This window comes from Flavobacterium sp. S87F.05.LMB.W.Kidney.N, from assembly GCF_004366435.1.
GTDB lineage: Bacteria > Bacteroidota > Bacteroidia > Flavobacteriales > Flavobacteriaceae > Flavobacterium.
The window spans coordinates 55,808-81,388 of the sequence record NZ_SODX01000006.1 but is presented as its reverse complement, the minus strand read 5'-3'; the positions used below and the strand labels follow the sequence as shown (position 1 = coordinate 81,388).

22 protein-coding genes are annotated in these 25,581 nt (G+C 31.6%); 7 read left to right on the top strand and 15 right to left on the bottom strand.

The window, feature by feature from the left end:
* Positions 1-38 precede the first annotated feature (38 nt).
* Positions 39-1,598, bottom strand: coding sequence for an NAD(P)/FAD-dependent oxidoreductase (locus EDB96_RS17550; RefSeq protein ID WP_134142305.1), 1,560 nt, complete (start codon positions 1,596-1,598; stop codon positions 39-41).
* Between the two features lie 400 nt (positions 1,599-1,998).
* Here EDB96_RS17550 and EDB96_RS17545 point away from each other — a divergent pair, with 400 nt between their 5' ends.
* Positions 1,999-2,238, top strand: coding sequence for a hypothetical protein (locus tag EDB96_RS17545; protein WP_134142303.1), 240 nt, complete (start codon positions 1,999-2,001; stop codon positions 2,236-2,238).
* A gap of 69 nt (positions 2,239-2,307) precedes the next feature.
* Here EDB96_RS17545 and recQ read toward each other — a convergent pair whose 3' ends face one another.
* A complete protein-coding gene (gene recQ / locus EDB96_RS17540; protein WP_134142301.1) occupies positions 2,308-4,503 on the bottom strand; it encodes a DNA helicase RecQ in 2,196 nt (731 codons plus the stop codon).
* A gap of 86 nt (positions 4,504-4,589) precedes the next feature.
* Between recQ and EDB96_RS17535 the strand changes: the two genes are divergently transcribed.
* From EDB96_RS17535 to lptB, 4 genes are all read left to right on the top strand, one after another.
* Positions 4,590-5,555, top strand: a complete 966-nt coding sequence (locus EDB96_RS17535; protein ID WP_057114983.1) for an SIS domain-containing protein — start codon at positions 4,590-4,592, stop codon at positions 5,553-5,555.
* Positions 5,555-6,373 carry a twin-arginine translocase subunit TatC gene (gene tatC, locus EDB96_RS17530; RefSeq protein WP_057114851.1) on the top strand — a complete coding sequence of 273 codons (819 nt, stop codon included), beginning with the start codon at positions 5,555-5,557 and terminating at the stop codon, positions 6,371-6,373. The genes EDB96_RS17535 and tatC overlap by 1 nt, the downstream gene beginning before the upstream one ends.
* Entirely contained in the window at positions 6,366-6,716 is a 351-nt protein-coding gene (locus tag EDB96_RS17525) for a carboxymuconolactone decarboxylase family protein (RefSeq protein WP_057114852.1), read from the top strand. The genes tatC and EDB96_RS17525 overlap by 8 nt, the downstream gene beginning before the upstream one ends.
* Positions 6,717-6,942: 226 nt before the next feature.
* A complete protein-coding gene (gene lptB / locus EDB96_RS17520; protein WP_029272155.1) occupies positions 6,943-7,683 on the top strand; it encodes an LPS export ABC transporter ATP-binding protein in 741 nt (246 codons plus the stop codon).
* 72 nt (positions 7,684-7,755) lie between these two features.
* Here the strand turns inward: lptB and EDB96_RS17515 are convergent, their stop codons facing one another.
* Both EDB96_RS17515 and EDB96_RS17510 read right to left on the bottom strand, forming a co-directional pair.
* The gene (locus EDB96_RS17515; RefSeq protein WP_134142299.1) at positions 7,756-8,610 is read right to left on the bottom strand and encodes a glycoside hydrolase family 25 protein; all 855 of its coding nucleotides are present in this window, start codon (positions 8,608-8,610) and stop codon (positions 7,756-7,758) included.
* Positions 8,611-8,620: 10 nt separating this feature from the next.
* Complete coding sequence (locus tag EDB96_RS17510) at positions 8,621-9,331, bottom strand: CDP-alcohol phosphatidyltransferase family protein (RefSeq protein ID WP_134142297.1); 711 nt, start codon at positions 9,329-9,331, stop codon at positions 8,621-8,623.
* A gap of 274 nt (positions 9,332-9,605) precedes the next feature.
* Between EDB96_RS17510 and EDB96_RS17505 the strand changes: the two genes are divergently transcribed.
* The gene (locus tag EDB96_RS17505) at positions 9,606-10,589 is read left to right on the top strand and encodes a PorV/PorQ family protein (protein WP_134142559.1); all 984 of its coding nucleotides are present in this window, start codon (positions 9,606-9,608) and stop codon (positions 10,587-10,589) included.
* Between the two features lie 34 nt (positions 10,590-10,623).
* The gene (locus EDB96_RS17500) at positions 10,624-11,760 is read left to right on the top strand and encodes a DUF4105 domain-containing protein (protein ID WP_134142294.1); all 1,137 of its coding nucleotides are present in this window, start codon (positions 10,624-10,626) and stop codon (positions 11,758-11,760) included.
* 3 nt (positions 11,761-11,763) lie between these two features.
* Here EDB96_RS17500 and EDB96_RS17495 read toward each other — a convergent pair whose 3' ends face one another.
* From EDB96_RS17495 to EDB96_RS17445, 11 genes are read right to left on the bottom strand one after another with little or no spacing between them, the layout of a single operon-like run.
* Positions 11,764-13,158 (bottom strand): sugar transferase, encoded by a 1,395-nt coding sequence (locus tag EDB96_RS17495; protein WP_134142292.1) that lies wholly within the window; start codon positions 13,156-13,158, stop codon positions 11,764-11,766.
* Between the two features lie 59 nt (positions 13,159-13,217).
* The gene (locus EDB96_RS17490) at positions 13,218-14,567 is read right to left on the bottom strand and encodes an O-antigen ligase family protein (protein WP_134142290.1); all 1,350 of its coding nucleotides are present in this window, start codon (positions 14,565-14,567) and stop codon (positions 13,218-13,220) included.
* Positions 14,568-14,584: 17 nt separating this feature from the next.
* Positions 14,585-15,673, bottom strand: coding sequence for a glycosyltransferase family 4 protein (locus EDB96_RS17485; protein ID WP_134142288.1), 1,089 nt, complete (start codon positions 15,671-15,673; stop codon positions 14,585-14,587).
* Positions 15,670-16,791 (bottom strand): glycosyltransferase family 4 protein, encoded by a 1,122-nt coding sequence (locus tag EDB96_RS17480; protein ID WP_134142286.1) that lies wholly within the window; start codon positions 16,789-16,791, stop codon positions 15,670-15,672. The genes EDB96_RS17485 and EDB96_RS17480 overlap by 4 nt, the downstream gene beginning before the upstream one ends.
* A gap of 9 nt (positions 16,792-16,800) precedes the next feature.
* Positions 16,801-17,796 (bottom strand): glycosyltransferase family 2 protein, encoded by a 996-nt coding sequence (locus tag EDB96_RS17475; RefSeq protein WP_134142284.1) that lies wholly within the window; start codon positions 17,794-17,796, stop codon positions 16,801-16,803.
* Positions 17,793-19,337, bottom strand: coding sequence for a glycosyltransferase family 2 protein (locus EDB96_RS17470; RefSeq protein ID WP_134142282.1), 1,545 nt, complete (start codon positions 19,335-19,337; stop codon positions 17,793-17,795). The genes EDB96_RS17475 and EDB96_RS17470 overlap by 4 nt, the downstream gene beginning before the upstream one ends.
* A 4-nt stretch (positions 19,338-19,341) precedes the next feature.
* Positions 19,342-20,508 (bottom strand): glycosyltransferase family 4 protein, encoded by a 1,167-nt coding sequence (locus EDB96_RS17465; RefSeq protein WP_134142280.1) that lies wholly within the window; start codon positions 20,506-20,508, stop codon positions 19,342-19,344.
* Positions 20,505-21,827, bottom strand: a complete 1,323-nt coding sequence (locus EDB96_RS17460) for an alpha-1,2-fucosyltransferase (RefSeq protein WP_134142278.1) — start codon at positions 21,825-21,827, stop codon at positions 20,505-20,507. The genes EDB96_RS17465 and EDB96_RS17460 overlap by 4 nt, the downstream gene beginning before the upstream one ends.
* Before the next feature lie 16 nt (positions 21,828-21,843).
* Positions 21,844-22,725, bottom strand: a complete 882-nt coding sequence (locus tag EDB96_RS17455; protein ID WP_134142276.1) for a hypothetical protein — start codon at positions 22,723-22,725, stop codon at positions 21,844-21,846.
* Positions 22,725-24,158: an MBOAT family O-acyltransferase gene (locus EDB96_RS17450; protein ID WP_134142274.1), complete on the bottom strand. Its 1,434-nt coding sequence runs from the start codon at positions 24,156-24,158 to the stop codon at positions 22,725-22,727. Before EDB96_RS17450 ends, EDB96_RS17455 begins: the two co-directional genes overlap by 1 nt.
* A 6-nt stretch (positions 24,159-24,164) precedes the next feature.
* Entirely contained in the window at positions 24,165-25,562 is a 1,398-nt protein-coding gene (locus EDB96_RS17445) for a UDP-glycosyltransferase (protein WP_134142272.1), read from the bottom strand.
* Positions 25,563-25,581 lie beyond the last annotated feature (19 nt).

Sequence of the window (25,581 nt, the reverse complement as noted above, 5' to 3'; positions counted from 1 at the left end):
TAACAATCTTTTTACTACACAAGAAATCTGAAGGTCAATTATTTCAAGGATTCCGCAATCATTAACGCACATTTTTCACCGTCAATTGCTGCAGAAATGATTCCACCGGCGTAACCCGCTCCTTCACCACATGGATATAATCCTTTGATTTGCAAATGTTCTAAGGTTAAAGGATCCCTCGGAATTCTTACCGGCGATGAAGTTCTGCTTTCTGGCGCGTGTAAAATTGCTTCGTTGGTTAAATAACCGCGCATTGATTTTCCAAAATCCTGAAAACCCTGACGCATAATTTGCGTTAAAAATCCCGGAAAAACCTGCCCCATTTCTACCGAAGTAGTTCCTGGAACATAAGATGTTTTCGGAATATCTGATGAAACTTTACTTTGCGTAAAATCAATCATTCGTTGTGCTGGAACTTTTTGAGTTTGCCCCGCTAACTGCCATGCTTTTTGTTCGATACTTTTTTGAAATTCCATTCCGGCCAAAGCGCCGAATTTTGCAAAAGGTTTAAAATCTTCCAATTTTAATTCAACTACAATTCCAGAATTTGCCGTTGATTGGTCACGCTTAGATGGTGACCAGCCGTTTGTAACCACTTCACCCGGACTTGTTGCACAAGGAGCGATTACACCTCCTGGACACATACAGAAAGAATACATGCCGCGACCGTTTACTTGTTTTACGATAGAATATGGCGCTGGTGGCAAATGTTCGCCGCGATAATCACAGCTGTATTGAATACTGTCGATTAATTCTTGCGAATGTTCTGCACGCACTCCTAAAGCAAATGGTTTGGCTTCTATTAAAATTTTCTTTTTATCTAATAATTCAAAAATATCACGCGCCGAATGCCCTGTTGCCAAGATCAATTTATTGGCGTGAATTTTATCTCCATTTTGAGTTACAATTCCTTCAACTTCGTTGTTTTTTACCAGAATATCACTTACTCGGGTTTCAAACAAGACCTTACCGCCAAACTCGATAATTTTTTCACGAATGTCTTCAATAATTTTAGGCAATTTATTGGTTCCAATATGTGGATGCGCTTCTACCAAAATATCTTCTGAAGCTCCAAAAGCTACTAAAAGCTCCAGAATTCTAGTTACATCGCCGCGCTTTTTAGATCGAGTATATAATTTTCCATCAGAATATGTTCCTGCTCCTCCTTCACCAAAACAATAATTAGAATCTTCGTTTACAATATGTTCTCGGTTTATTGCTTTTAAATCGCGTCGACGTCCGCGAACGTCTTTTCCGCGTTCCAGCACAATTGGCTTTAAACCTAACTCAACTAATTGCAATGCAGCAAAAAGTCCGGCCGGACCAGCACCGACAACAATAACTTCTTGAGCATTTGAAACATCTTTATATTTAGGAAGTTCAATTTTAGTTTCCTGAAAAGGTTCGCCTTTTAAATAAATAAGAACTTTTAAGTTAATTTTAATAGCCTTTTGACGTGCATCAATCGAGCGTTTCAAAATAGAGACATGCTGAATTTCTGTTGTAGAAACCTTAATTTGTCTAGACAAATGGTCTTTCAGCAATGATTCGTTCGCAGCAATTTCTGGCGATACTTGAAGTAAAAGTTCTTTAGGCATTTTTTCTTTTTTATTCTATTAGCTTTTCTTTCTATGAAAAGAACATGCAAAAGTAGTATTTTGAAATGACTTTATGTAATGAACCGAAAAGTGCGCTAAGTTTTTTTAGGTATGGTTTTACAAAAACAAAGTTCGCAAAGCTTTGTGTTGATGCAGCTTTGCGAACTTTGTGTTTTCTATAAGTAATGAAAATTAAATCTCAGCGTACTTTGCGGTTAATTATTAAGTCTCAGATTATTTAGATTAAAGATTTAGATTACTTTAAAGAACAGTTAGACGCACTGCAGTGCATCTCTACAGAAATAACTCAGAACCTGAGCATCTTAGAACCTTAGAACTTTTTTTTCCAAACAGACTTTGTACCTTTGCAGCTTAGAACCTTAGTACCTTAAGAAAAAAAATGTCTAGAAAAATAAAATTGATTTGGGATTTTCGCGGACCGGCTTCTGCAAAAACGGCAGAACATCACGAAATTCATTTAAAAGAATATATTATTATCGAAAAACTACCTTTAAATATCACTGGTTTTAACATCATAAACGACATGCATGCAACAGCATTTATGGTTGTTGAAGAACCAAATATGATTAAGGTGAGAGATGCTTTGAAACCGCATCGAGGGGAAGTTTATTCTGAATAAGAGGTGAAATGAAAAATGTGAGATGCTTGTATCGAAAAATACATTTTACATCTCACATTTAACTTATAACTAGTTAGCAACTTCACTAATAAATTTAATACGCATTAAACGCAATTCATCAATGTCGTAATCGCCGTCAAATTCTTTTAGTGCGTCTTCGATTTTATCCGATTCTGATTCCATGAAATAATCGTGAATTTCTTCCTGCTGATCATCATCAAGCATATCATCAATCCAATATTTGATATTCAGTTTTGTTCCCGAATAAACAATCTGCTCCATTTCTTTAATTAAAGCATCCATCGACAAACCTTTTGCAGAAGCGATATCGCTTAGCGGTAATTTTCGATCGATATTTTGAATGATATATAATTTATTGGCAGAATTTACTCCTGTAGATTTTACAACTAAATCGTCTGGACGAATAATATCGTTGTCATCAACATAGCGGCTGATTAAGGCAACGAATTCGCTTCCGTATTTTTTTGCTTTTCCTTCTCCAACTCCATGAATATTGTACAATTCAGTTAATGAAATTGGATATTTTAAAGCCATGTCTTCAAGTGAAGGATCTTGAAAAACAACAAAAGGAGGAACACCTAATTTTTTAGCTACTTTTTTACGGAGTTCGCGCAGCATGCCCATTAAAACTTCATCGGCTGTACCAGTTGATTTTGATGACGCAACAATTGCTTCGTCATCGGCTTCGCTGTATTCGTGGTCTTCCGACATCATAAACGAAACTGGACTTTGGATAAAATTCAAACCTTCCTGCGTAATTTTAATCACACCATAAGTTTCAATATCTTTAGACAAATAACCTGAAACCAGAACTTGTCTTAATAATGCCATCCAATATTTTTCGTCGTGGTCTGAACCAGAACCAAAATACGGCTGTGTATCTGTTTTGTGCGCTTTAATAACGGCGTTGATGCGTCCTATTAAAGTAAACACAATTTCTTTAGATTTGTAAATATGTTTGGTGTCGCGAACAATCTCCAGCAATTTAACCACTTGTTCTTTGGCTTCGATTTTGTTTTTAGGATTACGAACGTTATCATCCATATCTGCGCCTTCTCCTGTTTCGCTGTCGAATTCTTCACCAAAATAATGGAGCAGGAATTTTCTACGTGACATTGAGGTTTCGGCGTAAGCAACAACTTCCTGTAAAAGTGCAAAACCAATTTCTTGTTCGGCAACTGGTTTTCCAGACATAAATTTCTCCAACTTTTCTACATCTTTATAGGAATAGTAAGCCAAACAATGTCCTTCTCCGCCATCACGTCCTGCACGACCTGTTTCTTGATAATAGCTTTCTAATGATTTTGGAATATCGTGGTGAATTACAAAACGAACGTCTGGTTTATCGATTCCCATTCCGAAAGCAATCGTTGCAACTACCACGTCTACGTCTTCCATCAAAAACATATCTTGATGTTTGGCGCGGGTTTTTGCATCTAAACCTGCATGATAAGGAACAGCACTAATTCCGTTCACTTGTAAAACTTCGGCAATAGATTCTACTTTTTTACGGCTTAAGCAGTAAATAATTCCAGATTTGCCTTTATGTTGTTTGATAAATCGAATAATATCCGACTCAATGTTTTTAGTTTTTGTTCGAACTTCATAATATAAGTTCGGCCTATTGAATGATGCTTTAAAAGTATTAGCATCAGACATGTCCAAATTCTTTAGAATATCTTCTTGAACTTTTGGAGTTGCAGTAGCAGTAAGTCCAATAATTGGCACTTTACCTAATTGCTTAATAATATGTCGCAGATTTCTATATTCTGGCCTAAAATCATGCCCCCATTCTGATATACAATGCGCTTCATCAATGGCAACAAAAGAAATTGGCACGCTTTGTAAAAAAGACACATATTCTTCTTTTGTTAAAGATTCTGGGGCTACATATAAAAGTTTGGTTAATCCCGAAGTAATATCTTTTTTAACCTGAGCTATTTCTGTTTTGGTAAGAGAGGAATTTAATACGTGCGCTATTCCATTTTCTGACGAAAGACTTCGAATAGCATCGACCTGATTTTTCATCAAAGCAATCAGTGGAGAAACAACGATAGCTGTTCCTTCCTGAATTAAAGCGGGTAATTGATAACAAAGAGACTTTCCACCGCCTGTCGGCATAATTACGAAAGTATTATTCTTACCTAAAATACTCGTAATGACTTGCTCCTGCAAGCCTTTAAATTGGCTAAAGCCGAAATACTTCTTTAATTCTTTATGTATTTCAATTTCGTTTGAATTCATTCTCTATATTAACTGTATTTTGTATAAATTTGCAACACATAAAGATACAACTTTCTTTTATACATACAAATTTTAAATATTCTGATTTGATCACAAAAGAAAATATATTGGCGATAGCCAAAAAAACAATACTCTCTGAAAGTGAAGCAATTACAAAACTAATTGATTTTCTAGACGAAAATTTCTACGAAGCAGTACAGCGCATCTACGAAACTAAAGGTCGTCTAATCGTTACAGGAATCGGAAAAAGCGCGATCATTGCTCAAAAAATGGTTGCCACTTTTAACTCTACAGGAACCCCTTCTATGTTTTTGCACGCTGCCGAAGCGATTCACGGTGATCTAGGAATGATACAAAATGAAGATGTTATTATTTGCATTTCTAAAAGCGGTAACAGTCCAGAAATCAAAGTCTTGGTTCCATTATTAAAAAGATTTGGAAATACCTTGATTGCGATTACAGGAAATATAACTTCATTCTTAGCAAAAGGTTCCGATTATATTTTAAACACTACAGTTAACACAGAAGCCTGCCCTATTAATTTAGCTCCAACAAACAGTACTACAGCACAACTTGTAATGGGCGATGCATTAGCGGTTTGTTTAATGGAAATGCGAGATTTTAAACCTGAAGATTTTGCAGTTTACCATCCAGGCGGTGCTTTAGGGAAAAAACTTTTGCTTCGTGTAAAAGACATGATAGAACATTCGTTAAAACCAGCAGTTACACCAGATACTTCGATCAAAAAAGCTATTTTCGAAATTTCAGAAAAGAGATTAGGTGTAACGGCAGTAATTGAAGACAATAAAATTATTGGAATTATTACTGATGGAGACATCCGACGAATGCTAAATGACGTAGATACTATTGCGGACTTAACTGCAAGGGATATTATGTCTAAAAACCCTAAAGTAGTTTCTTCAGAGACTATGGCAGTTGATGCATTAAATATTTTAGAAGATTTCTCTATAACACAACTGATTGTTGCTGATAATGGAGAATACAAAGGAGTTTTACATTTACATGACATTTTAAAAGAAGGAATCGTATAATGGCAAAGAAAAATCTTGGCGAGATGTCATTTTTGGATCATCTTGAAGAACTTAGATGGTTATTAGTTAGAAGTACAATTGCAATATGCATTATGGCATTTGTTACTTATTTTATAAGTGATTATTTATTTGATCAAATTATTTTAGGTCCAATTCGACCTACATTTTTTACTTACGTATGGTTCTGCGATTTATCGCATCAATTGAATTTCGCAGAAAGTATTTGTATTACAGAGCTGAATTTTATTATTCAGAATACCGAAATGGAAGGTCAGGTCAATATTTTTGTATGGATGTGCCTTTTGGCAGGTTTTATCTTGAGTTTCCCTTACATATTGTGGGAAATTTGGAAATTTATCAGCCCTGCCCTTTATGAGAAAGAAAGAAAAAATGCAAAAGTATTCATCTTTGTTTCTTCTTTACTTTTCTTTTTAGGAGTATTGTTTGGATACTTTGTCGTAATTCCGATGTCGGTAAATTTCGTTGCCACTTTCTCTGTAAGTGATGTTGTAAAAAACCAATTTACACTTGAATCTTATATGGGAATGGTAAAAACAAGTATTCTTGGAAGTGCCATATTTTTTGAATTACCAATCGCCATTTATTTCTTAACTAAATTAGGCTTGGTAACTCCTGAATTTTTAAGAAAGTACTGGAAATACGCCGTAATACTTATTTTAATTATTGCTGCTATTGTTACACCGCCAGACGTTGTAAGCCAAACAATTGTGGCAATTCCAATGTTAATTATTTACGAGGTTAGTATCCTAATTTCGAAGGTTGTATATAGAAATAAATTAAAAGAAAACAATGTCTGATATCATTCAAGAATTTAACGACTATCGTTCTAAAATGAACGAAAAACTGCTTGCTGACAATAACAAAATTGTAAAGCGAATTTTTAATCTTGATACCAATGCTTATGCGCCAGGAGCTCTAGATGTAAAAACGAAAGAACTTTTAGGTTTAGTTGCATCTGCTGTTTTAAGATGTGATGACTGTGTAAAATATCACTTAGAAACAAGTTATAAAGAAGGTGTTTCTAAAGAAGAAATGATGGAAGCGATGGGAATTGCAACTCTTGTGGGAGGAACTATCGTTATTCCTCACTTAAGAAGAGCTTACGAATTTTGGGAAGCTTTAGAAGAAGCAGGGAAATAATTAGAAAATGTGCCAATTTGATAATTAGATAATTTCTCCTGAAATACGTTAATTATTTAATTTTGAAGCACAAATTCTAAATTTGAAAAACGCAATAATTTGTTAATTGATTTATCAAATCGATTATTTTAAATTTATTTTGTCTTTCAAATCAAATTATAAAATTGAATTTGAGATCGTTTTTTCATTATCTCATTATCTAATTCAAATTATCTAATTAAAAAAAATGAAGCTAAGAGCCGATAATTTAATCAAAACCTATAAAGGAAGAAGTGTTGTAAAAGGAATTTCTGTTGAAGTAAATCAAGGGGAAATTGTGGGGCTTTTGGGTCCAAATGGTGCGGGAAAAACAACGTCTTTTTACATGATTGTTGGATTAGTAAAACCAAATCAGGGAAACATTTACCTTGATGATTTGAATATTACCGATTATCCGATGTACAAACGTGCGCAGCAAGGAATTGGTTATTTGGCACAAGAAGCTTCTGTTTTTAGAAAATTAAGTATTGAAGATAACATCTTGAGTGTTTTACAATTGACAAAACTTTCTAAAGAAGAGCAGATTGCTAAAATGGAAAGTTTAATTGAAGAATTTAGTTTAGAACACATTCGTACCAACCGAGGCGATTTACTTTCTGGAGGTGAACGTCGTCGTACTGAAATCGCACGCGCATTGGCGACCGATCCAAAATTTATTTTATTGGATGAACCTTTTGCAGGTGTTGACCCAGTTGCGGTTGAAGATATTCAGAGAATTGTAGCACAGTTAAAAAACAAAAATATCGGAATCTTAATTACCGATCACAACGTTCAGGAAACTTTAGCTATTACGGATAAAACATATTTAATGTTCGAAGGAGGAATTCTAAAAGCAGGAGTTCCAGAAGAATTGGTAGAAGACGAAATGGTTCGCCGGGTTTATCTAGGACAAAACTTTGAGCTTCGTAAGAAAAAATTAGAGTTTTAAGAACATTATATGTGAAAGGTGAAAGGTAAAAAGTGAAATGTAAATTACTTTTTACCTTTCACTTTTCACCTTTTACTCGACAGTAATAAACTGCAATTGCTCTAAATCGCCGTTGTAAATATTAACATCCACTCTGTGTTTTATTCCCGGTAAAGACGCTTTTTCTGTAAACTGCCAAAAAAGCCAGTCATCTTCAATCTTTTCTCTGTAGAAATTATAATTGGCAATCCAGAAAAGATATTCACTGAATTCTTCTTTTAGAAAATCAGAATAATAGCGTTCTCCAGAATAAATTATTGGGCGAACCTGATAGTGTTTTTCAACCTTAGTCAGCCAGCGTTTTAATCCCACTTTTAAACTGTCCAAAGACTGATTTTTAGGTAATTTTTCAATATCCAAAACTGGCGGAAGATCTCCTTTTTGAAGCTTAACAGTTTTTATAAAAAGATCGGCCTGCTCGATAGAATTTTCGTTTGGGCGGTAATAATGATAGGCACCGCGCATAATTTTGTTTTCTTTTGCGCCTTCCCAATTCTTTTTGAATTGTCTGTCTACACGATCATTTCCTGCTGTTGCACGAATAAAAACAAATTGAACTGGATATTTTTCGTCTAAAATTTCAACTTCTTCCCAATCTACTTTTCCTTGAAATTCAGAAACATCAATTCCAATAACTTTTCCTTTATGATTTTCAAGAACCCGAATATTTCGCACATCAGAAAGATGTTTGTCAACCGCGTCTTCATCTAAAACTTTTTCAGATTTAAACCCTAAATAATAGGCCAATCCGTTATGATAATGATAAATGATTCCAATGAATAAAAGCGCGGAGAAAATTAATAAAAGTCCTCTAAAAAGCCTGCTTAAAAATGATCTTCCAGCTGGTTTCCTTGAATATGTTTTACGATAAGTCGTTTTTCTGGCCATGAAAATTGAACTACTTCTTCAAAAACAGATTGTTAATAATTGACAATAAAACGTAGAAAACAATAATCAACGGAATTGCAATGTAATGCAGCAAAACAACTAATAACACTGAAATTGTCAAAAACACAATTTGAAGTGCGTTTTCTTTTAAGCTGAATTTTTTAATTTTTAAAGAGAACAACGGAATCTCAGCATTTAAAATATAAGCACTGCATAATGTTATAAGCAATAAAACCCATTGATTAGTTAAAATTTCTAATATCATCAGAGAATCTGAAAATGATATTACCAAAGGAAGACTTAAAATAAACAATGCATTTGCCGGCGTTGGCAGTCCAATAAAAGAATCTGTCTGGCGTGTATCGATATTAAAATTTGCCAGACGATAGCAAGATCCCAAAGTTACGATAAATCCTAAAAAAGGAATCGCTGGGCTTGTTCCTAATTCATGACCACTATTGGCAAACATGCTGTACATTACATATCCTGGAGTTACACCGCTTGTAACCATATCTGCCAAAGAATCCAACTGTAATCCAAGCGGACTAGAAACTTTGAATAATCTAGCAAAAAAACCATCAAAGAAATCAAAAAAGATTCCTAAACAAACCATGTAAAAAGCCATTAAATAATCTCCTTGAGAGACAAAAACAATTGCGACACAACCGCAGAAAAGATTAATTAATGTGATTAGATTTGGAATGTGTTTTTTGATATTCATAGTTTGAAATTTTGATAATGGCAGAGAACAAATTTAGCATAATAACTGGATGCAAAACGAGTTTTTCTCATAGTTTTTTATTTCTCAGCTCGACTTTTAGAATATTTAAGAGAACGAACTTAATAGATGAGTAAAATATTATATTTTTGATAAAAATTAAAACAGACCTAAGTCTGCAAAAAAAGAACTTTTGAAAAAACTTTTAGCATTTATATTCTTTTGGAGTTTTACTTCACCATATGCTCAAACTATTCGAAAATATTCGAATGAGTTTATGAATATTGGAGTAGACGCAGCAGCTCTTGGAATGTCAAGCACGGTAACGGCTTCTACAAATGATGTTAATGCAGTTTATTGGAATCCAGCAGGTTTAACTCATCTTGAAGATCATCAAGTCGCATTGATGCATGCGAGTTATTTTGCCAATATTGCGCAATATGATTATATCGGTTATGCAAATCCCATTGATGAACGAAGTGCTTGGGGAATTTCGATGATTCGTTTTGGAGTTGATGATATTATGGATACCACACAATTAATCGACAATCAAGGAAATATCGATTATAACAGAATCAGCTTATTTTCTACTGCAGATTACGGCTTTACTTTTTCTTATGCGAGAAAACTTCCTGTCGAGGGATTTCAATATGGGGTTAACGCAAAAGTTATTCGAAGAATAATTGGGAAATTTGCCAATTCGTGGGGATTTGGATTTGATATTGGACTTCAGTTTGAAAGAAATGATTGGAAATTCGGTTTAATGCTTCGCGACATTACCACAACTTATAATGTTTGGAATATTGACGAAGAAGAATATGCAAAAATCGCAAATGCTATTCCAGGAGAAAACAACACATTACCAGAAAGCACAGAGATTACGTTGCCAAAAGCACAATTAGGAGTTTCAAAAAGATTTGATTTTCATAATGAATGCAGTTTGGTTACTTCTGCAAATTTAAACATGAGATTTGAACAAACGAATGATATCATTTCATCAAAAGTAGTAAGTATAGATCCCGCAATTGGATTTGAATTTAGCTACACCGATTTGGTTTTCGTAAGAGCCGGCGCTGGAAATTTTCAAAATGTAACGCAGTTGGACAATACTGAAAAAGTAAATTTTCAACCTAATATTGGTCTTGGTTTTAGATACAAAGGCATTCAGATAGATTATGCCTTAACAGATTTAGGAAACCAGAGTACCGCATTATATTCTAATATTTTTTCGTTGAAAGTAGATTTAGGAATCTTTAGATAGTTATAAAACCATAAAACCTTTTAAAAAATTAATCATGAAAACTGTCATTTTCAAAAAAACACTTTTTATTTTATTCTTCTTATCAAGTTTTATTGGTTTTAGCCAGAGTTTATCTTTATCTCCAAATGCTAAAATAAGTGTTCTTACTTGCGGTCTTGGAAACGAAACTTACTCTTATTTTGGTCATACAGCTATTCGTGTTGCTGATCCTGCGAATAATATTGATATTGTTTACAACTATGGTGCTTTTGATTTTAGAACACCAAATTTTGTCGCCAAGTTCGCTAAAGGTGATTTACAATATTTTATTATCACACACCCCTTCGCTGATTTTATAAACGAATACAGTTCTGATAAAAGAAGTGTTTACGAACAAGATCTTCAAATTTCATTGCCTTTAAAACAAAAATTATTTGACAATTTAAATAAAGCTTTATTCTCTGAAGAAAGATATTACACTTATAAATTTATTGATAAAAATTGCACTTCCATGGTTGTTGATGTAATCAATAAATCATTAAACCAAAATGTTATCACCAAAAAAGAAGATACCGATAAAACATATCGTTCTATTCTTTTTCCTTATTTTGATGGACATTTTTACGATCAATTAGGAACAAGCATAATTTTTGGAACGAAGGTGGACAAAATGGGAACGAGAATTTTTCTTCCTTTTGAATTAAAAAACAGCTTAGAAAAAACTACATTTCAAAATCAGCCATTAGTTAGCAAAAGCAAAACATTATTGGAATTTACAAAAGAAACTCCAAAATCATGGTGGAATAACATTTATACTTATCTATTTATTTTGCTTTTTGTGATTTTGGCAAGAAATAAAACAGTAGACAAAATCTATTTTTTGATTTTATCTTTAATGGGAATTTTCTTTGTTGTGATGGGATTTTATTCTTTTCACCAAGAACTGGCGATGAATTATAACGTTTTACTTTTTAGTCCGCTTTTATTGGTTTTAGTTCTGTTTTCTATTTTCAAAAACAAAAAATGGACATATAGATTTTCACTTATAAATTTCGTTCTTTTAGTAGTCTACTTTTTGTTTTTGATTAATAAGGCTCATTTCTTTATTACTCTGCCATTGATTATTACCAGCGCTGTAGTTTTAGTAAGAACTGCAATCAGAAACAAAAAGCCAATTCCGATTATAATTTAAAAATTATTGGCCTCGGTAAAACAAAACTGTTGTAATGGTTTTGAAAGTGATGCTTAAATCGAGAAAAACGCTCCTGTGTTTGATATAATATAAATCGTATTGAAGTTTAATTAAACTTTCGTCGATAGATTCTCCATAAGAATAATTTACCTGCGCCCAGCCTGTAAGTCCTGGTTTAATAACATGTCGTGTCTCATAAAAAGGCATAACGCTGGCAATCTCTTCGACAAAGAACGGACGTTCTGGTCTTGGCCCAATAACTGCCATATCACCTTTTAAAACGTTTATAAACTGCGGAAGTTCGTCTATCCTTGACTTTCGCATAAATTTACCAAAAGGAGTAACTCTTTTATCATTATGGGCTGCAAAAACTGCTCCACCTACTTCAGAATTCTCGGTCATTGTCCTAAATTTGTAAATCTTAAAAACAACACCGTTTTTACCAACTCTTTCCTGCGTATAAAAAAGACTTCCTTTGTTTCCTAAAAGATTGCAAAACCAAATAATCGGAATAAAAACCACACAAAACAAAAGTCCGATAAAAGAGAAAAAGAATTCCATAATACGAATCAACAACAGATATAGTCTATTATTATTACTTCGGCTGAAGGGGAAAAAACGGTAGAAATCACGCCCAATATAATGCACTGGGATTCTCTGCGTTTTGCTTTCATATACTTGAGTATATTCACGAATAACATTGCCGTTTTCTAACAAATGAAGCAGCTGCTGGTATAAATCGGCTGTGATACCATCGGTTTTTTGTGATGCAATTATAATTTCAGAAACATCATGCTGCGTTACAAATGCTTCTAAATCTTCTTTTTTTATTTCTTTTACATAATGAAAATCTGATACTTCATTTAAACTAGAATCTGAATTTACAAAACCAATAATTTTATAATGTGGATCGACATTTTCAAGTCCAAGAACTAATTCGTCGACTTCATTTTGATCGCAAATTAAAACTACATTTTGTCCAAACCGATGTGATGCCAAGAAATACACATAGAAAAATCGCCATAAAAGTAATGAGCTTAGAACAGCAAAATAAAAGATTACGATCACTACTCGCTGCTTTGGAAGTTCTGGCGATAAAACCGGTGTAAGTAAATATACAGTAACAGCGGTAAGAGAAGTTAAAATTACACTTCGCAAAATCTGAAATTGATTACTTGCTGTCTGGAGATTATACATTTCAAAAATAGCTCCAAAAACATACACGTAACCAATAAGTAAAAAAGATTTATAAAATCTTTTTTCATTTAAAGTGTAATACTGATAATCGAAAAGCACACTAAGTAAAAAGAGTGCTGTAAATATAAACGCTGCATCAAAAAGACAAAGCAGAACCTTTCTTTCTGAAATTTCAAAATGCATTTTTCTTTTTGAAAACATTTTTTTAAAGTTTGTTAGGGGCTTAAACTTGAGGCAAATGTATTGTAAAAAATTTTAAACTAATCTACTAAATTTTCTGCTTTTTCGGGAATTTTAATCTTTACCGATAGAAGACTCAGCGCATATATAAATGCTGGCGCAGCAATTCTCATTGCAGCATGATTGATAGTTAACAGCCAAAAAACAACACAGGATAAAAAATAAAGGTGCTGTCGATTATTTATGTAAAGTACAAAAGGAGTTATAAATAGTATTAGTAAACCAAAAATTCCAAATATACCATGTTCAGAAAGCATTCTTGTAATTTCATTATGAGACGCAGCTTCTTCTTTTAAATACTCTAACCTTCGGGACTTACTTAATCCAGCCCCAACACCTAGAATTGGATCATCTAGAAACAGCTTTATTTCTGCATCCATAATTTCTTCTCGCCCGCCTAACCTGTCCTTTTTTTCTCTTCCTCGAGCATCTTTGTTAGCATATCGTTTTTCAATCAATCCAGAAGTTTGAATAGAAGAATAAGTCCAAATACCTAATCCCATTAAAGCGGTTACGACGAAAATCAAAATAAATTTACCTCTGCCTCTTGCATTTGAGTTTCTGTATAATAAAAATAACAAGCAAACAATCATACCTACAGCAGTAATAATACCGCCTCTTGAAAATGTAACTATTCCTCTATAAGTTATGAAAACCAATAAAAATCCATTTAATAGTATTGCTCTTTTTGATTTCGAAAACAATATGAATTGGGTAAAAAAGACAAACATTCCTAATCCTAAAATGGTTGAAACTTGGTTCGGACCAAATCCTCCTGAAGTTTCAAAATTTGACTGTGTTCCTGTTATCACATCTTTAACACTTGGATTGTATAAAAACAAATAGACGGTTGTGGTTACAACTGGCAATCCCAGTGCAACCATGATATTTTGCAAATCAGAAAAAAGCATCCCTCTTTTCATTGTATATATTGCAGATATTGCCAGACATACAGGACCTGATAAATTAAAAAACAAAGCTTTTTTAATATCTATCGAAGGATCTGAGGCTGCAACAGTAAGTAAAATACCTGGTATTAATAGAATTAGGAAAAAACAATAGATAAATCCATTCCGAGAAAAATTACTGTAAAACATCCCCATCAACATGAAGAAAATCACACTAAACTTTACATACTCATTGTTAAAGTTTCCACCTGTCATTCTTAAAAAAACCTCAGCACCAACTAAATAAGCTGTAACTAATAAAACTTCATTATTCTTGTTTTTTGTTTTATAAACTATATAAAATCCAACAATAGGAATTATTAAACTGTATATTTTGGATAAAAAAGGCACAGCAAAAACAGCTATCGCAATTGCGGCATGAATTATTAGAAGAAATTCATAAGACCATTTTTTGTTTTTCATTTATTCCCTGGATTATTTTAAACAGCTAAAATAGTTAAAGATTTCAACCATAAAAGATACTCTGCAATGATATTTTTTTCACTAAAATTCAATTGGACTTTATGATTTAAGGTTTCTCCTAGTTGTTTTCTTAAATTTTCATTAAGAATAAGTTTTTCAACTGCTTCTACAAATTGAATCACGTCATTTGATTCTACTATTAAACCTTCTTTCTGTGACATTATTACTTTTGAGATCTCTCCAACATTCGTTGCTATTACAGGAAGAGCATGACGTCCATATTCTAAAATAGCCAAAGGAAGGCCTTCAGATAGAGAAGGCAAAACTCCAATTTGACATTGCTGAATTGCTGAATCAACATTATCTGTTGAACTATATAAAAAAACAACTTCATCAAGTTTTAACAAGTTGATCTTTTTTTTGAGTTCTTCTGAATATGTATCGTGAAAATCCTTTCCAAATAAATGAAAGGTCCAATCGGGAAATTTATTTCTAATTATATTGGCAGCGTTAACAAGTAAGTGGTGATTTTTTTGCGGTCGTAGATTCGCCACACAAATAATTCTTTTTTCATCCTTACCTTTTAACAAAACTCGCTCTTTAGTCGCAAAAGAATCAATAATAAAATTAGGTAAATACATAAAATTTGAACACCATAAATAAGATTGCGCCCAATCTCTCAAATCTGAATTTACTGAAATAACACCTCTAAAAAATATAGAACCAATTTTTAAACTTAAATTTTTCCTTGAAGACAAATCCTGCGAAATTCCGTAATGATCATGCCATATAATTTTGATTCTTGGCAAAGTTAATTTTACTAAAACTGCAATAAAAAAAGAAGAACTATGCGCATGAATGAATGTAACTTTATTCCTTTTTAAATAATTACGAAGTCTAAAAACTGCCTTGTAATCAATCTTTTTCCTTTTCTTTAAAAAGAGATATGAAACTTTTTCATTTATTTCACTTTTAAGTAAACCTTCTTTTCTAGATACGATTAGTCCGGAGAATTCTATTTCTTTAGCTAATCCGTTTGCATAATTGACCGCCATTCTTTCAGCTCCTCCTGCTTCCAAAGAATCAATAATTTGAACAATTCTCATTTAAACAAAAGTTTTTTAATTTCGGATTCGAAAAGTTCTAAAGTATAATACTGTGACCAATCCTGCGACAATGTACTTTTTGACTTATAATTATTTTCGACAGCGATTAAATTCTCAATCTGCTTTACATCTTGATTTAAATCCATTTCTAGCAAAATACCTCTATTTCCAAAATCAAGCATAGAAGGAACGCATGAAACTTTACTTGCCACTGGAATACATCCCCAAAACATGGCTTCTGCAATAGCTTTTGGCCAGCCTTCACTTTTTGATGGCAATATTACAAAATGACTTTTCTGGTATGCATCTTTGATAGTTTCTTTACTTTCATTTCCATGAAAAACAATAAAATCTTGAAGATGATTTTGTTGAACATAGTTTTGCAAATTTTCTTTTTCTGAACCTTCACCGTAAATATTCAAAATAACCTTTCTTTCTTTTTCAAGTAGTTTTTCAATTAGTTTTATTGCATACAATGGATTTTTTCCTGAAACTAAACTTCCAACAAACATAAAATCTATTGATGATTTCAAACCTGTTTTGGTAATAATTTCTTTTTCTGAATCTGAGTAAGTTGCTGTAAAAAATGATTTTATATTTTTAGACTGCTTTTCCCAATCGCCATAAACCAATACCTGCATGTTTCGGGTTAAAAATGTATTATTAAGAATCCATTTCTGAAGACGATATGAAAATGGCTGTTTACTTCTAGGATCCCAATTACCAGCATATTTGGCTGTTTTTATTTTTTTTGGAAAAAATATTTGAGCCAGACAACCTATAAGCCCGACATTTCCCGGACAACGTAAATGAATATGATCTGATTCTTTCATTGCCCAAAAAATTTTCCAAAAAATAATCGGCAGTTTAAGTAAAGAAATCAAAGCATCAGATAACTTCTTAAAATTAAAGCTGGGAATCTCCCTAAAATCAATATTTTGAAAATTATAAAAAGTATCAACTTCCGTTAAGTTTCTCTTTGAGCTTAAAGGAGCGACAATAATTAATTCATCAATATATTTAAGCCAAATATTCATTTCACGAACATAAGGAGCATAGCCATATAGATTATTGGCTTTCTCAATATGATCAACGTGAGTTATTATTAAAAACTTCATTTATAAATCTTAAACGTTGGGTTTATTAAACAATAAACCTATTAGTCCAATAGTTCTTCCAAAAGATTCAGTAAATGCACTTTTTTTATTCTTTTCTGTTAGAGTGTTACTGAGACGAATTATTGTGAGTAAAATGGTAATGGCATTCCATTTATATCGTGCCAGTAAATTTGGTTTCGGATTCTTAATTCTCCAAACATACCATCCGTTTCTAACTACCATTTTCCCATATTTAAATAGATTTGGCCTGCCTTCTGGAGCATGAAAATGACTTAATTTTACATTGGTATTAATTACATTTTTACCAAACTGTAAAGCTCTTAAACTAAAATCTGCATCTTCGTATAAACCATATCCTTCAAAGAATTTTGAAAATTTAATTTTTTCAAAGACACTTTTTTTAAAAGCCATAGACATTCCAATTAGCAAGTCAACCTCATATGTTTTTCCTGTTAAAGGGAATCCGCAAGTTCTTCCATGAGAGTATAAAGGCATTTTACCTGGTCCAAGGTTAGAAGCAAGACCAAGATAATTTCTAACAACATTTCTTAAGCCTTCCTTATAAAAATATCCTTCAAACAAATAAAACTTTTTACGGCTATAAGAATGATTTCTCTCTTGAATCTTCCATTTATTTTCATTAACTGCAACTCCTCCTACTCCAACAATTTCGTCATCATTTTGAAATGTTTTAATAATTTCTTCAAAATACTTAGGCTCTAAAATCGTATCATCATCTAAAAAACAAACAATTTCAGATTGTGGATCAACTTTTGAAATTCCAAAATTACGTTGTTTAGTTAACCCTCTATCTTCATCTTTTACTCTAAAATATTTCAGGTTTTTAAAGTCATGTCCCTTCAGAATAAATTCTGTTTTATCATTTAATGATCCGTCAATTACTAAAATTTCATCTGGATATTTATCTTGAATACTTACCGATTCGAGTAATTTAAATAAGGATTCAGCTCGCATGTAAGTACAGACAATTAACGAAACTTTCATTTTTGACTATTTAGTTTGTTGGCCCAATATAAACTTTTATTCCATTGCCTTTGATAATTAGCATAATATCTAAATGGGTTTTTAATTTTTTGAACACTGTAAAATTTAAAAAACAAAGTCGTTTTATAGCTGTTTAACTGCTCCTTTGTTAAATTTAAAAGATTATATAACATTACAGTCGGAGAAGGTTTTGGCTGTATTTTATCTTCTTGCCAAGGAAGAGTAAGTTTTCCTCTAAAACCGCCAATCGGTGCTTTAAGATGAATTATTTCTGGCTTAGGCAAATAGGTAATGTCAAATCCTAAATTTCTGAGCTGCATTCCATAATCACTATCTTCACCATAACCAAATTCAAAATTAGTGTTATAAGAGATGTTTTCAATATTTTTCGTTTTTAAAATACTACATCCTGAGCCAAAACTAGTGAACTGAGATTTTTGTTTGTTTTTTTTACTTTGCGGGTAGTCAGACGCATAACATCCAAAAGTTACCTGTTCAAGACCTTCTTTTTTGATTAGTTCAAAAGCTTGCTTTAAAAAACCATAATCAATTCTAATGTCATCATCAGCCATAAAAACCCATTCGCTAGTTACGTTTTTGAGAGCTAGATTTCGTGCATTACATGCACCTGTTTTGTGAGTAAAAATATGCTTGATAAAAAAAGGCCAACTTTCTTTTTCTATATAAGATAGATCCGAAACAGATTCATTAACAGGATTTTGTTCTACGATGATTACATTTTGCGGCAAAAAACTTTGTAATGATAAATCTTTTAAAAAATCATACAAATATTTTTTACGTCCGATTGTTGGAATTATAATATCTAAAGTTCCTTTTTCTACTACTTTTTTGCTTGATTGTATTTCAATTTGTTCTAATATACTGCTATCTAGATTTCTTTTTTTATAGAACAAACTAAATAAGAGAGGGAAAACTGTAAATTTTCGCTCATAAAGAAATAAATTCAAAAACAATAAAAAAACCCAGCTTGTTTTATAATGCTGTTTGACAAATCGAAATAAAAGAAATTTACTTTCACTTTGTTTTGATAATGACTCTGAAAACTCTTTTATTAACATTGGCTCTGAATAACAAAACAGCCCCAGAGGCATTGCTAATTTTGCAATTGAGTTTAAAAAATAATCAAAGTTTTTATCTTTTTGCACTTCATTTTTTAGCATCAATAAAATAGAAGCATGAACTCCCCCAACATGACTGCTCATTTGCCAAGTTGGATAATTTACCTTTTTATTGATGTTTAAAAAAGGTGATGTTTCAACATATCCAATCTCCTTTGATATAAAATAATTTGAAGACAAATTATACGATGCCATTATTTTTTCATGATGAAAAATATTCTGAAATTCAAGAATATTAAGATTTGATCTGAATGAAATATGGCACCAAATAATCAAAGTTTGCGGAAATTTTTCTGCAAGCTCAATTAGATTTTCAGTAATACTATTCTTCTCAAAAGGTACTTTGGCGTCATTTGTTTCAACCTCAACAACCTTATTTTTTTGATGATAAACAATTATCACTTTTTTATTTTTTTAAGTTTAATCTTTTTTGATAAAAGTTGATATTTTCAATCACAATATTATTTATATCAAATTTTTCTTCAACGTGTAATCTTGCTGACTTACCAAGTTGTTGAGCAAAGAGATTATCACTCAAAACTTTCTTTATTTTTTCTGCGTATAAATCATGGTTAGAAGGATGAACTAAAAAACCGCTTTCTTCGTTTACAATAAGTTCTTGCGACCATCCAATATCACTATTGACAACTGCTTTTTGCATTGCCATAGATTCGATAGTTACCATTCCTAAAGTTTCAGCAAAGGTTGGAAACACACATACATTTGCTTTCTTAATATAATTTTGAATTTCACTGTATGGAATTTTACCTAAATAGGTTACATTTTTCAGATCCTCTTCAGTAAATAAGCTTTTCATCAAATCCCAAGTTGATTTTGAATTTGTTTTTAAGTCGAAAGAATCTCCGCCAATTAAAACTAATTTGGCATTTGGAAAATCTTCACGCACTTTATTAAAAATATGTGGAAGTTCTAGAACTCCTTTTTTCCTAATTAGAGTACCAGCATATAAAATCAAATCTTTTTCAAACTCTTCTGGTGTTTCATTTTCAAAATTTTGAAGATCCAAACCATAGTGAATCATCTTAATTTCTTTTCCTTTTATATTAAAAAGATCTTTCGAAACTTCTCCTGCAAATTTAGTTGGAGCAATAAATGCTTCTGCCCTATTTATCGCCAGTTTTTCAAACCAGAAATTCTTGCGTTTTTGTTTTCTGTTTTCTAAATGACAGAAATAGGCATCACTTCCATGAAACCGAATTATCAAAGGAATTTTAAAATTCATAAAAGCTGTAATTCCTGTCCAATCAGGAGCTTCAATTATATTTATATTCTTTTCTTCAATAATTTTATTAATAAAATTTTCTATCTTTTTTCTATTGAAATAAAAATTAAAAAACCTGCCTTTTTTATTATCTAAACTATAAATGGTAACATTTTCTTCTTCTATAATAAATTTTTCTTTTTGCCCATATACAAAAACAGAAACTTGCACATTGGATTTTCTCAGTTTTTCAACTAAAGTATAAACGCTTGTACCTATTCCGCCATCATGTCCGAAAGCTTTATGAGGATAGTGAGATACAATATAGGCAACATGTAAATTTGATTTCATTTTTTTATATTCAATATTTTCTTTACGCTTCGTTTCAACTGATTTTCTTTTCTTTTTAGAAACCTTTTAAAACTAAATTCGTAGCCTCCTATTTTAAGAAATCTAACCGCGGAGCAATATAGTAAAAGTTCATTTTTAACTAAACTTTCATTTGAATCTATAAGTTTAGTTTGTTTTAAATAAATCCCGCTATTATAATTTTCCTTTTCTTTATTATATTGAGGAAATGAAAAAATTCTTGAGAAAAAACCAAAATCTTTCTGTACTGAATATTCACTATAATTTAAAGCTTTCGAAACTTTAAAAGTTTTGATTATGTTAATAGTCCCCAAAGTGATATTTGATTTTTTAATTTTTAGCCACGAAAAGTAAATTAAAACAGGAGATATAAAATAATCCTTATTTATTGCAAAAGTAATTTTTGGAGATTGAATATTATCATCCGAGACAAACTCTGCGTCAAAATAATTGGATAAATATATTTTCAGCTCTTCCTTATTCCTAGCAGCATTAATAATGACTGCTAAATCTTTCAATTGAATTTTTTGATCCAAATGATTGTATTTTATCCATCTTTCAGGATAATAGTCTTTGTCGTTTAGTTTTAGGCGTTTCTGTCCGTCAAAATTTTTTAAAGGTCGAATAATTTTTGAATCACTTTTCTCTCCCAGCCAGGCAGTCCACCACGAAAAAGTAGAATTACTAATTATAAAATCATTACACATAGTACCTAAACAAAGTTGTTCTACTTCATTTAATCCATCTCCAAAAAAAGCATTCTCCAAAAATGAAAAATGATATTTGCAATAATTTATGTCATCACTCAAAATAATAAGATTGTAAGAATCCCATTCTGAAAAAAATTCAACTAAGCTATTTAGGTAATATTTTATTGGAGTTTGAAAATAATCTTTATGATCGACAAAGTCTCCTCTGCGTATAGATATCAAGATTGTACGTTTTTCAAAAGCTTTGTGATACAGTGAACTTATTTTTTCTACCAAAGAATCTGAAAACTCAAAATAATGTTTGGTTAGTTCTCTATCAAAATATTTTTCGGTTTGAAGCCATCCACTTAAATCATAGTTCTTAGCTTCAAAATTCCACTCATAATGATTGTATTCTTCTTCTTCAAAATTTACAAAATCTGTCAGATCAGATGCTAAAACAGGTAATTTATTTTTAAATGAGCTTTGATATTTCCAAAGTAAAAAAGAGAATTCGCGATTGTTTTTATTCGCTAATCCAATTGTGGATGCAATTTGAAAAAGCTGATTCCCTAAATTTCCTTTTTTCCCTATTTTACTAAATGTTATCATTTCTAAAAAAGGAATTTTACTTCTTGAAAAAATCGTTAATTATTCTACCAGTAAATAATCTAGCGCCTTCACTTGTCATATGTCCACATGAAGAAAAGTATTTATTTTCGACCACTACATTTTCATAATTGTGAATTTCAGGATAAGCTTTTTTTACTTTATCAAAATAATTCATTCCAACCACATTTTCGCACATTGGTGTCATAACTGCGATAAAATTGATGTTGTTTTTTTTACAAATATGCTTAATCTCCTCATAGTATTTATTATGAGGCAACGGATTTAGATTGACGATATTGTTCTTCATATTTCCGTTTTTGTGCTTCTCTAACGGATAAAATCCTAAATTATCTAAAGCATTTGTTTTTTCATTTTCAGCGATTTTATAAACTTCACGGAAACCAATTTTAGAATCGAATTTTATATATCTGTAAAAAGGGATATAGTATAACTCATTAAAATTTTCTTCTGTCAAAAAATGTTCTTTTATCGCATTTGAACAATGAATATACGGTAAAAATTTTGCGGCAACTCCTTCAGATTCTTGATCGTTTGAAAGATTAAGATCTGCCTCTAGAATTACATTTTTGATTTCGTATTTTCTTTCAATCATTAATTTTAACATCAATGAAGCTTCAAATAAATGTCCGCCGCTCATTCCATAATTGAAGGTTTTTAATCCTTTGTCTTCAAACATTTGTGCTACAAAATGATTGTTTGCACGAGAAGAACCTAAAATAACGACATCGTATTTTTTTGCTTTAGAATTTACAACAGTTTCGATTTTTCCACGATTTCTTGACTGCATAAACACAAAAGTATATACGGCGTCTAAAAGAATTGCAATCAAAATCGTTACAATGAAAATTTTAAATATATAGAGTAAAAACTTCTTCATTAGAATTGAAAATAAATAAATTCTTTATAATCAGAATAGGTTCCAAAAGCGATAATGGCTAAAATTGCTAATGCCATTTTTAACAAGCTTCTTTTTCCTGAAATGGGTTCCACTTTCATTCTGTTATTCCATTCAACCAAAACAAATACACCAATCATTAATAATAATTCATAATTATAGCGCTCATTATCTAAATACTGAAAAGCAAAATCTCGACTGGTGAATATTCGTTTTAAATATAAAATAGCATCCGTAATTGTTTTTGCTCTAAAAAAGACCCAAGCAACGCAAGTCAATAAAAAAGTAGTAAGTATGCTGAATAATACTCTTATAGAATCTAGATTCCATTTTAAAACAACTGAATCTATATTGTTTCTATTGCTATTAGATAATAATAATGGAAGGAAATAGACAGCATTAATAAATCCCCACACGATATAAGTCCAATTGGCTCCATGCCAAAAACCGCTGACAATAAAAATAATGAAAGTATTTCTTATTTTCATCCAAAGTCCGCCTTTACTTCCGCCCAGAGGAATGTATAAATAATCTCTAAACCAAGATGAAAGTGAAATATGCCAGCGACGCCAAAACTCTGCAATATCTCTTGAAAAATAAGGATAATTGAAGTTTCGCAATAAATCTAAGCCAAATAATTTAGAAACTCCGAGTGCTATATCTGAATATCCTGAAAAGTCTCCGTAAATCTGAAAAGCAAAATAAATAGCTCCTAGAATTAGAGAAAATGAATTCATTGAAGGATAGTTGTCAAAAATAGCATTTGCATAAACTGCGCAAGTATCTGCTATAACCACTTTTTTAACTAAACCCCAAATAATTTGATAAATTCCTTCTTTGGCTGTTTCATAGTTAAACTCTCTTTTAACTTTTACCTGAGGCAGTAAGTGAGTAGCTCTTTCTATAGGTCCTGCTACCAAAAGTGGAAAATAACTCACAAATAAGGAATAATCAACAAAGTTATATTCTGCTTTTATTCTTTTGTAATAAATATCTATAACATAAGATAATCCGTGGAAAGTATAAAATGAAATTCCGACAGGCAAAATTACATTTAATAAAATTGGACTTGCTTTGAAACCAAAAGCGGTAAACATTTCTGCAAAAGAATTTGCAAAGAAATTATAGTATTTAAAAATCCCTAAGAAACCTAAATTCACTAAAATACTAAGCCAAAACCAAAATTTCCGGCTTTTTTCTGAATTACTTTTTTCAATCTGAATTCCAGTGAAATAATCTAGAAAAGTAGAAAACACTAATAAGAAAAGAAATCTCCAGTCCCAGCAAGAATAGAAGTAATAACTCGCAACAATTAATAAAGCATTTTGTGTGCTTTTGTTTTTATTGAATACAAACCAGTAAAGAAAAAAAACTATTGGTAAAAATATGGCAAATGCCAAAGAATTAAAAAACATAAAATATTACTTTGTTAAAATGGCATTTAAGCTTTCCCAAATGTTTTGTGAAGCCTGCGTAGGATTTGGTCCAACAATAATTTCAAACCATTTTTTACTTTCTTTTACACTAGAAATATTTCCATCAATTATATCTTTAACAATTGAGGTTAGATCTTTTTTATCTCTCACCCACAAAGCCGCATCTTCTGATGGTTTTGATCTAAAATGAATATACTTGTAATTTTGTCCGATATCTCGAATTCCTTTTTTTAATTGAGGTTGCTCGTAATCAAAAAACAGACATGATTTATCATGAGCAGAAAAATCAAAGACCATTGAAGACGCAATGTTGGCAACGAATTCAGTATATTCACAAATATTAGCCTGCAGTGCAAAATCTTCTTTAGTAGGCATAATTTCATCCCAGCTTTGTCCAACTGGGCTCCATAAAGGATCTATACTCGTAATTACATCTTTATATTTTTTTAAAACCTCATCATAGCGATCTGTAAAATCTACAGGACATTTTCTATAAATAATTCCTAAAGAATATCCGTCCTTATTTAACTCTTTAACAGACAATGCCAAATCTTCAAGATAATATTGATCTAAAGGAGATGTAACAATATCATCGCCAGAATAGCAGATGTATTTTTTATTAGGATCTAGGTTATGAGATTTATAAAAATCTTCTTTTGACTGCAAAAGGCTTTTGTCAAAATGACTTTCAAATTGTGGAGTTCCCGTTACAAAAATTTGATTTTCATTTACATATGGGCAATACATTAAAACCTCTTTTTTCATGTATTCACTCCACACAAAATAGTAATCTGTTTCTACAAGAGTTGTTGCTTTTGGAAGATTGTCCCAAGAAAAAATAAACGTTCCCGTTGGGATTCCTAAATCTTGAGCTGCCAAAATTGATGAAATTGCTTGTGTTGGACGCTGATTGGTACAAAAGACAAAATCTGGCTTATGAGCTTCTAGCTGTTTTTTACTTTCTCTATATTTATTTGTAGTGCGTTCTGCTTTTTTTATTTGATTTCGAACAAAATTTATTCCTTTTTTATTAGATCCAAAAGCTGTTAATGCATCTACCATTAAACTTTTAACTAAATTATTTAGGCCTTTGTAAGATTGAGGAAAATTATATGTATTGTAAACAACTTCATTAAACTTTTTATCAAAAAAATTCAACTCCATTCTTTTACGAGAACGACTGTAAACCAAAGTTAAAGGATGTAGGGATTTCTCTTTAATCTGCAACTCTTTGAAACCTAACTTTTCGGTAATAGAAAATGGAGTATTATTCCAATAAGTAATATCAAACCCACTTTTCTCTCCTATTTCTTTAAAAGAAGTTAAGGCAAAATTTCTAAGTCCAACGCCGTCTGGCAAAAAGATAAATATGTTTTTTTTCATTTAAAATAAGAGGCTAAAA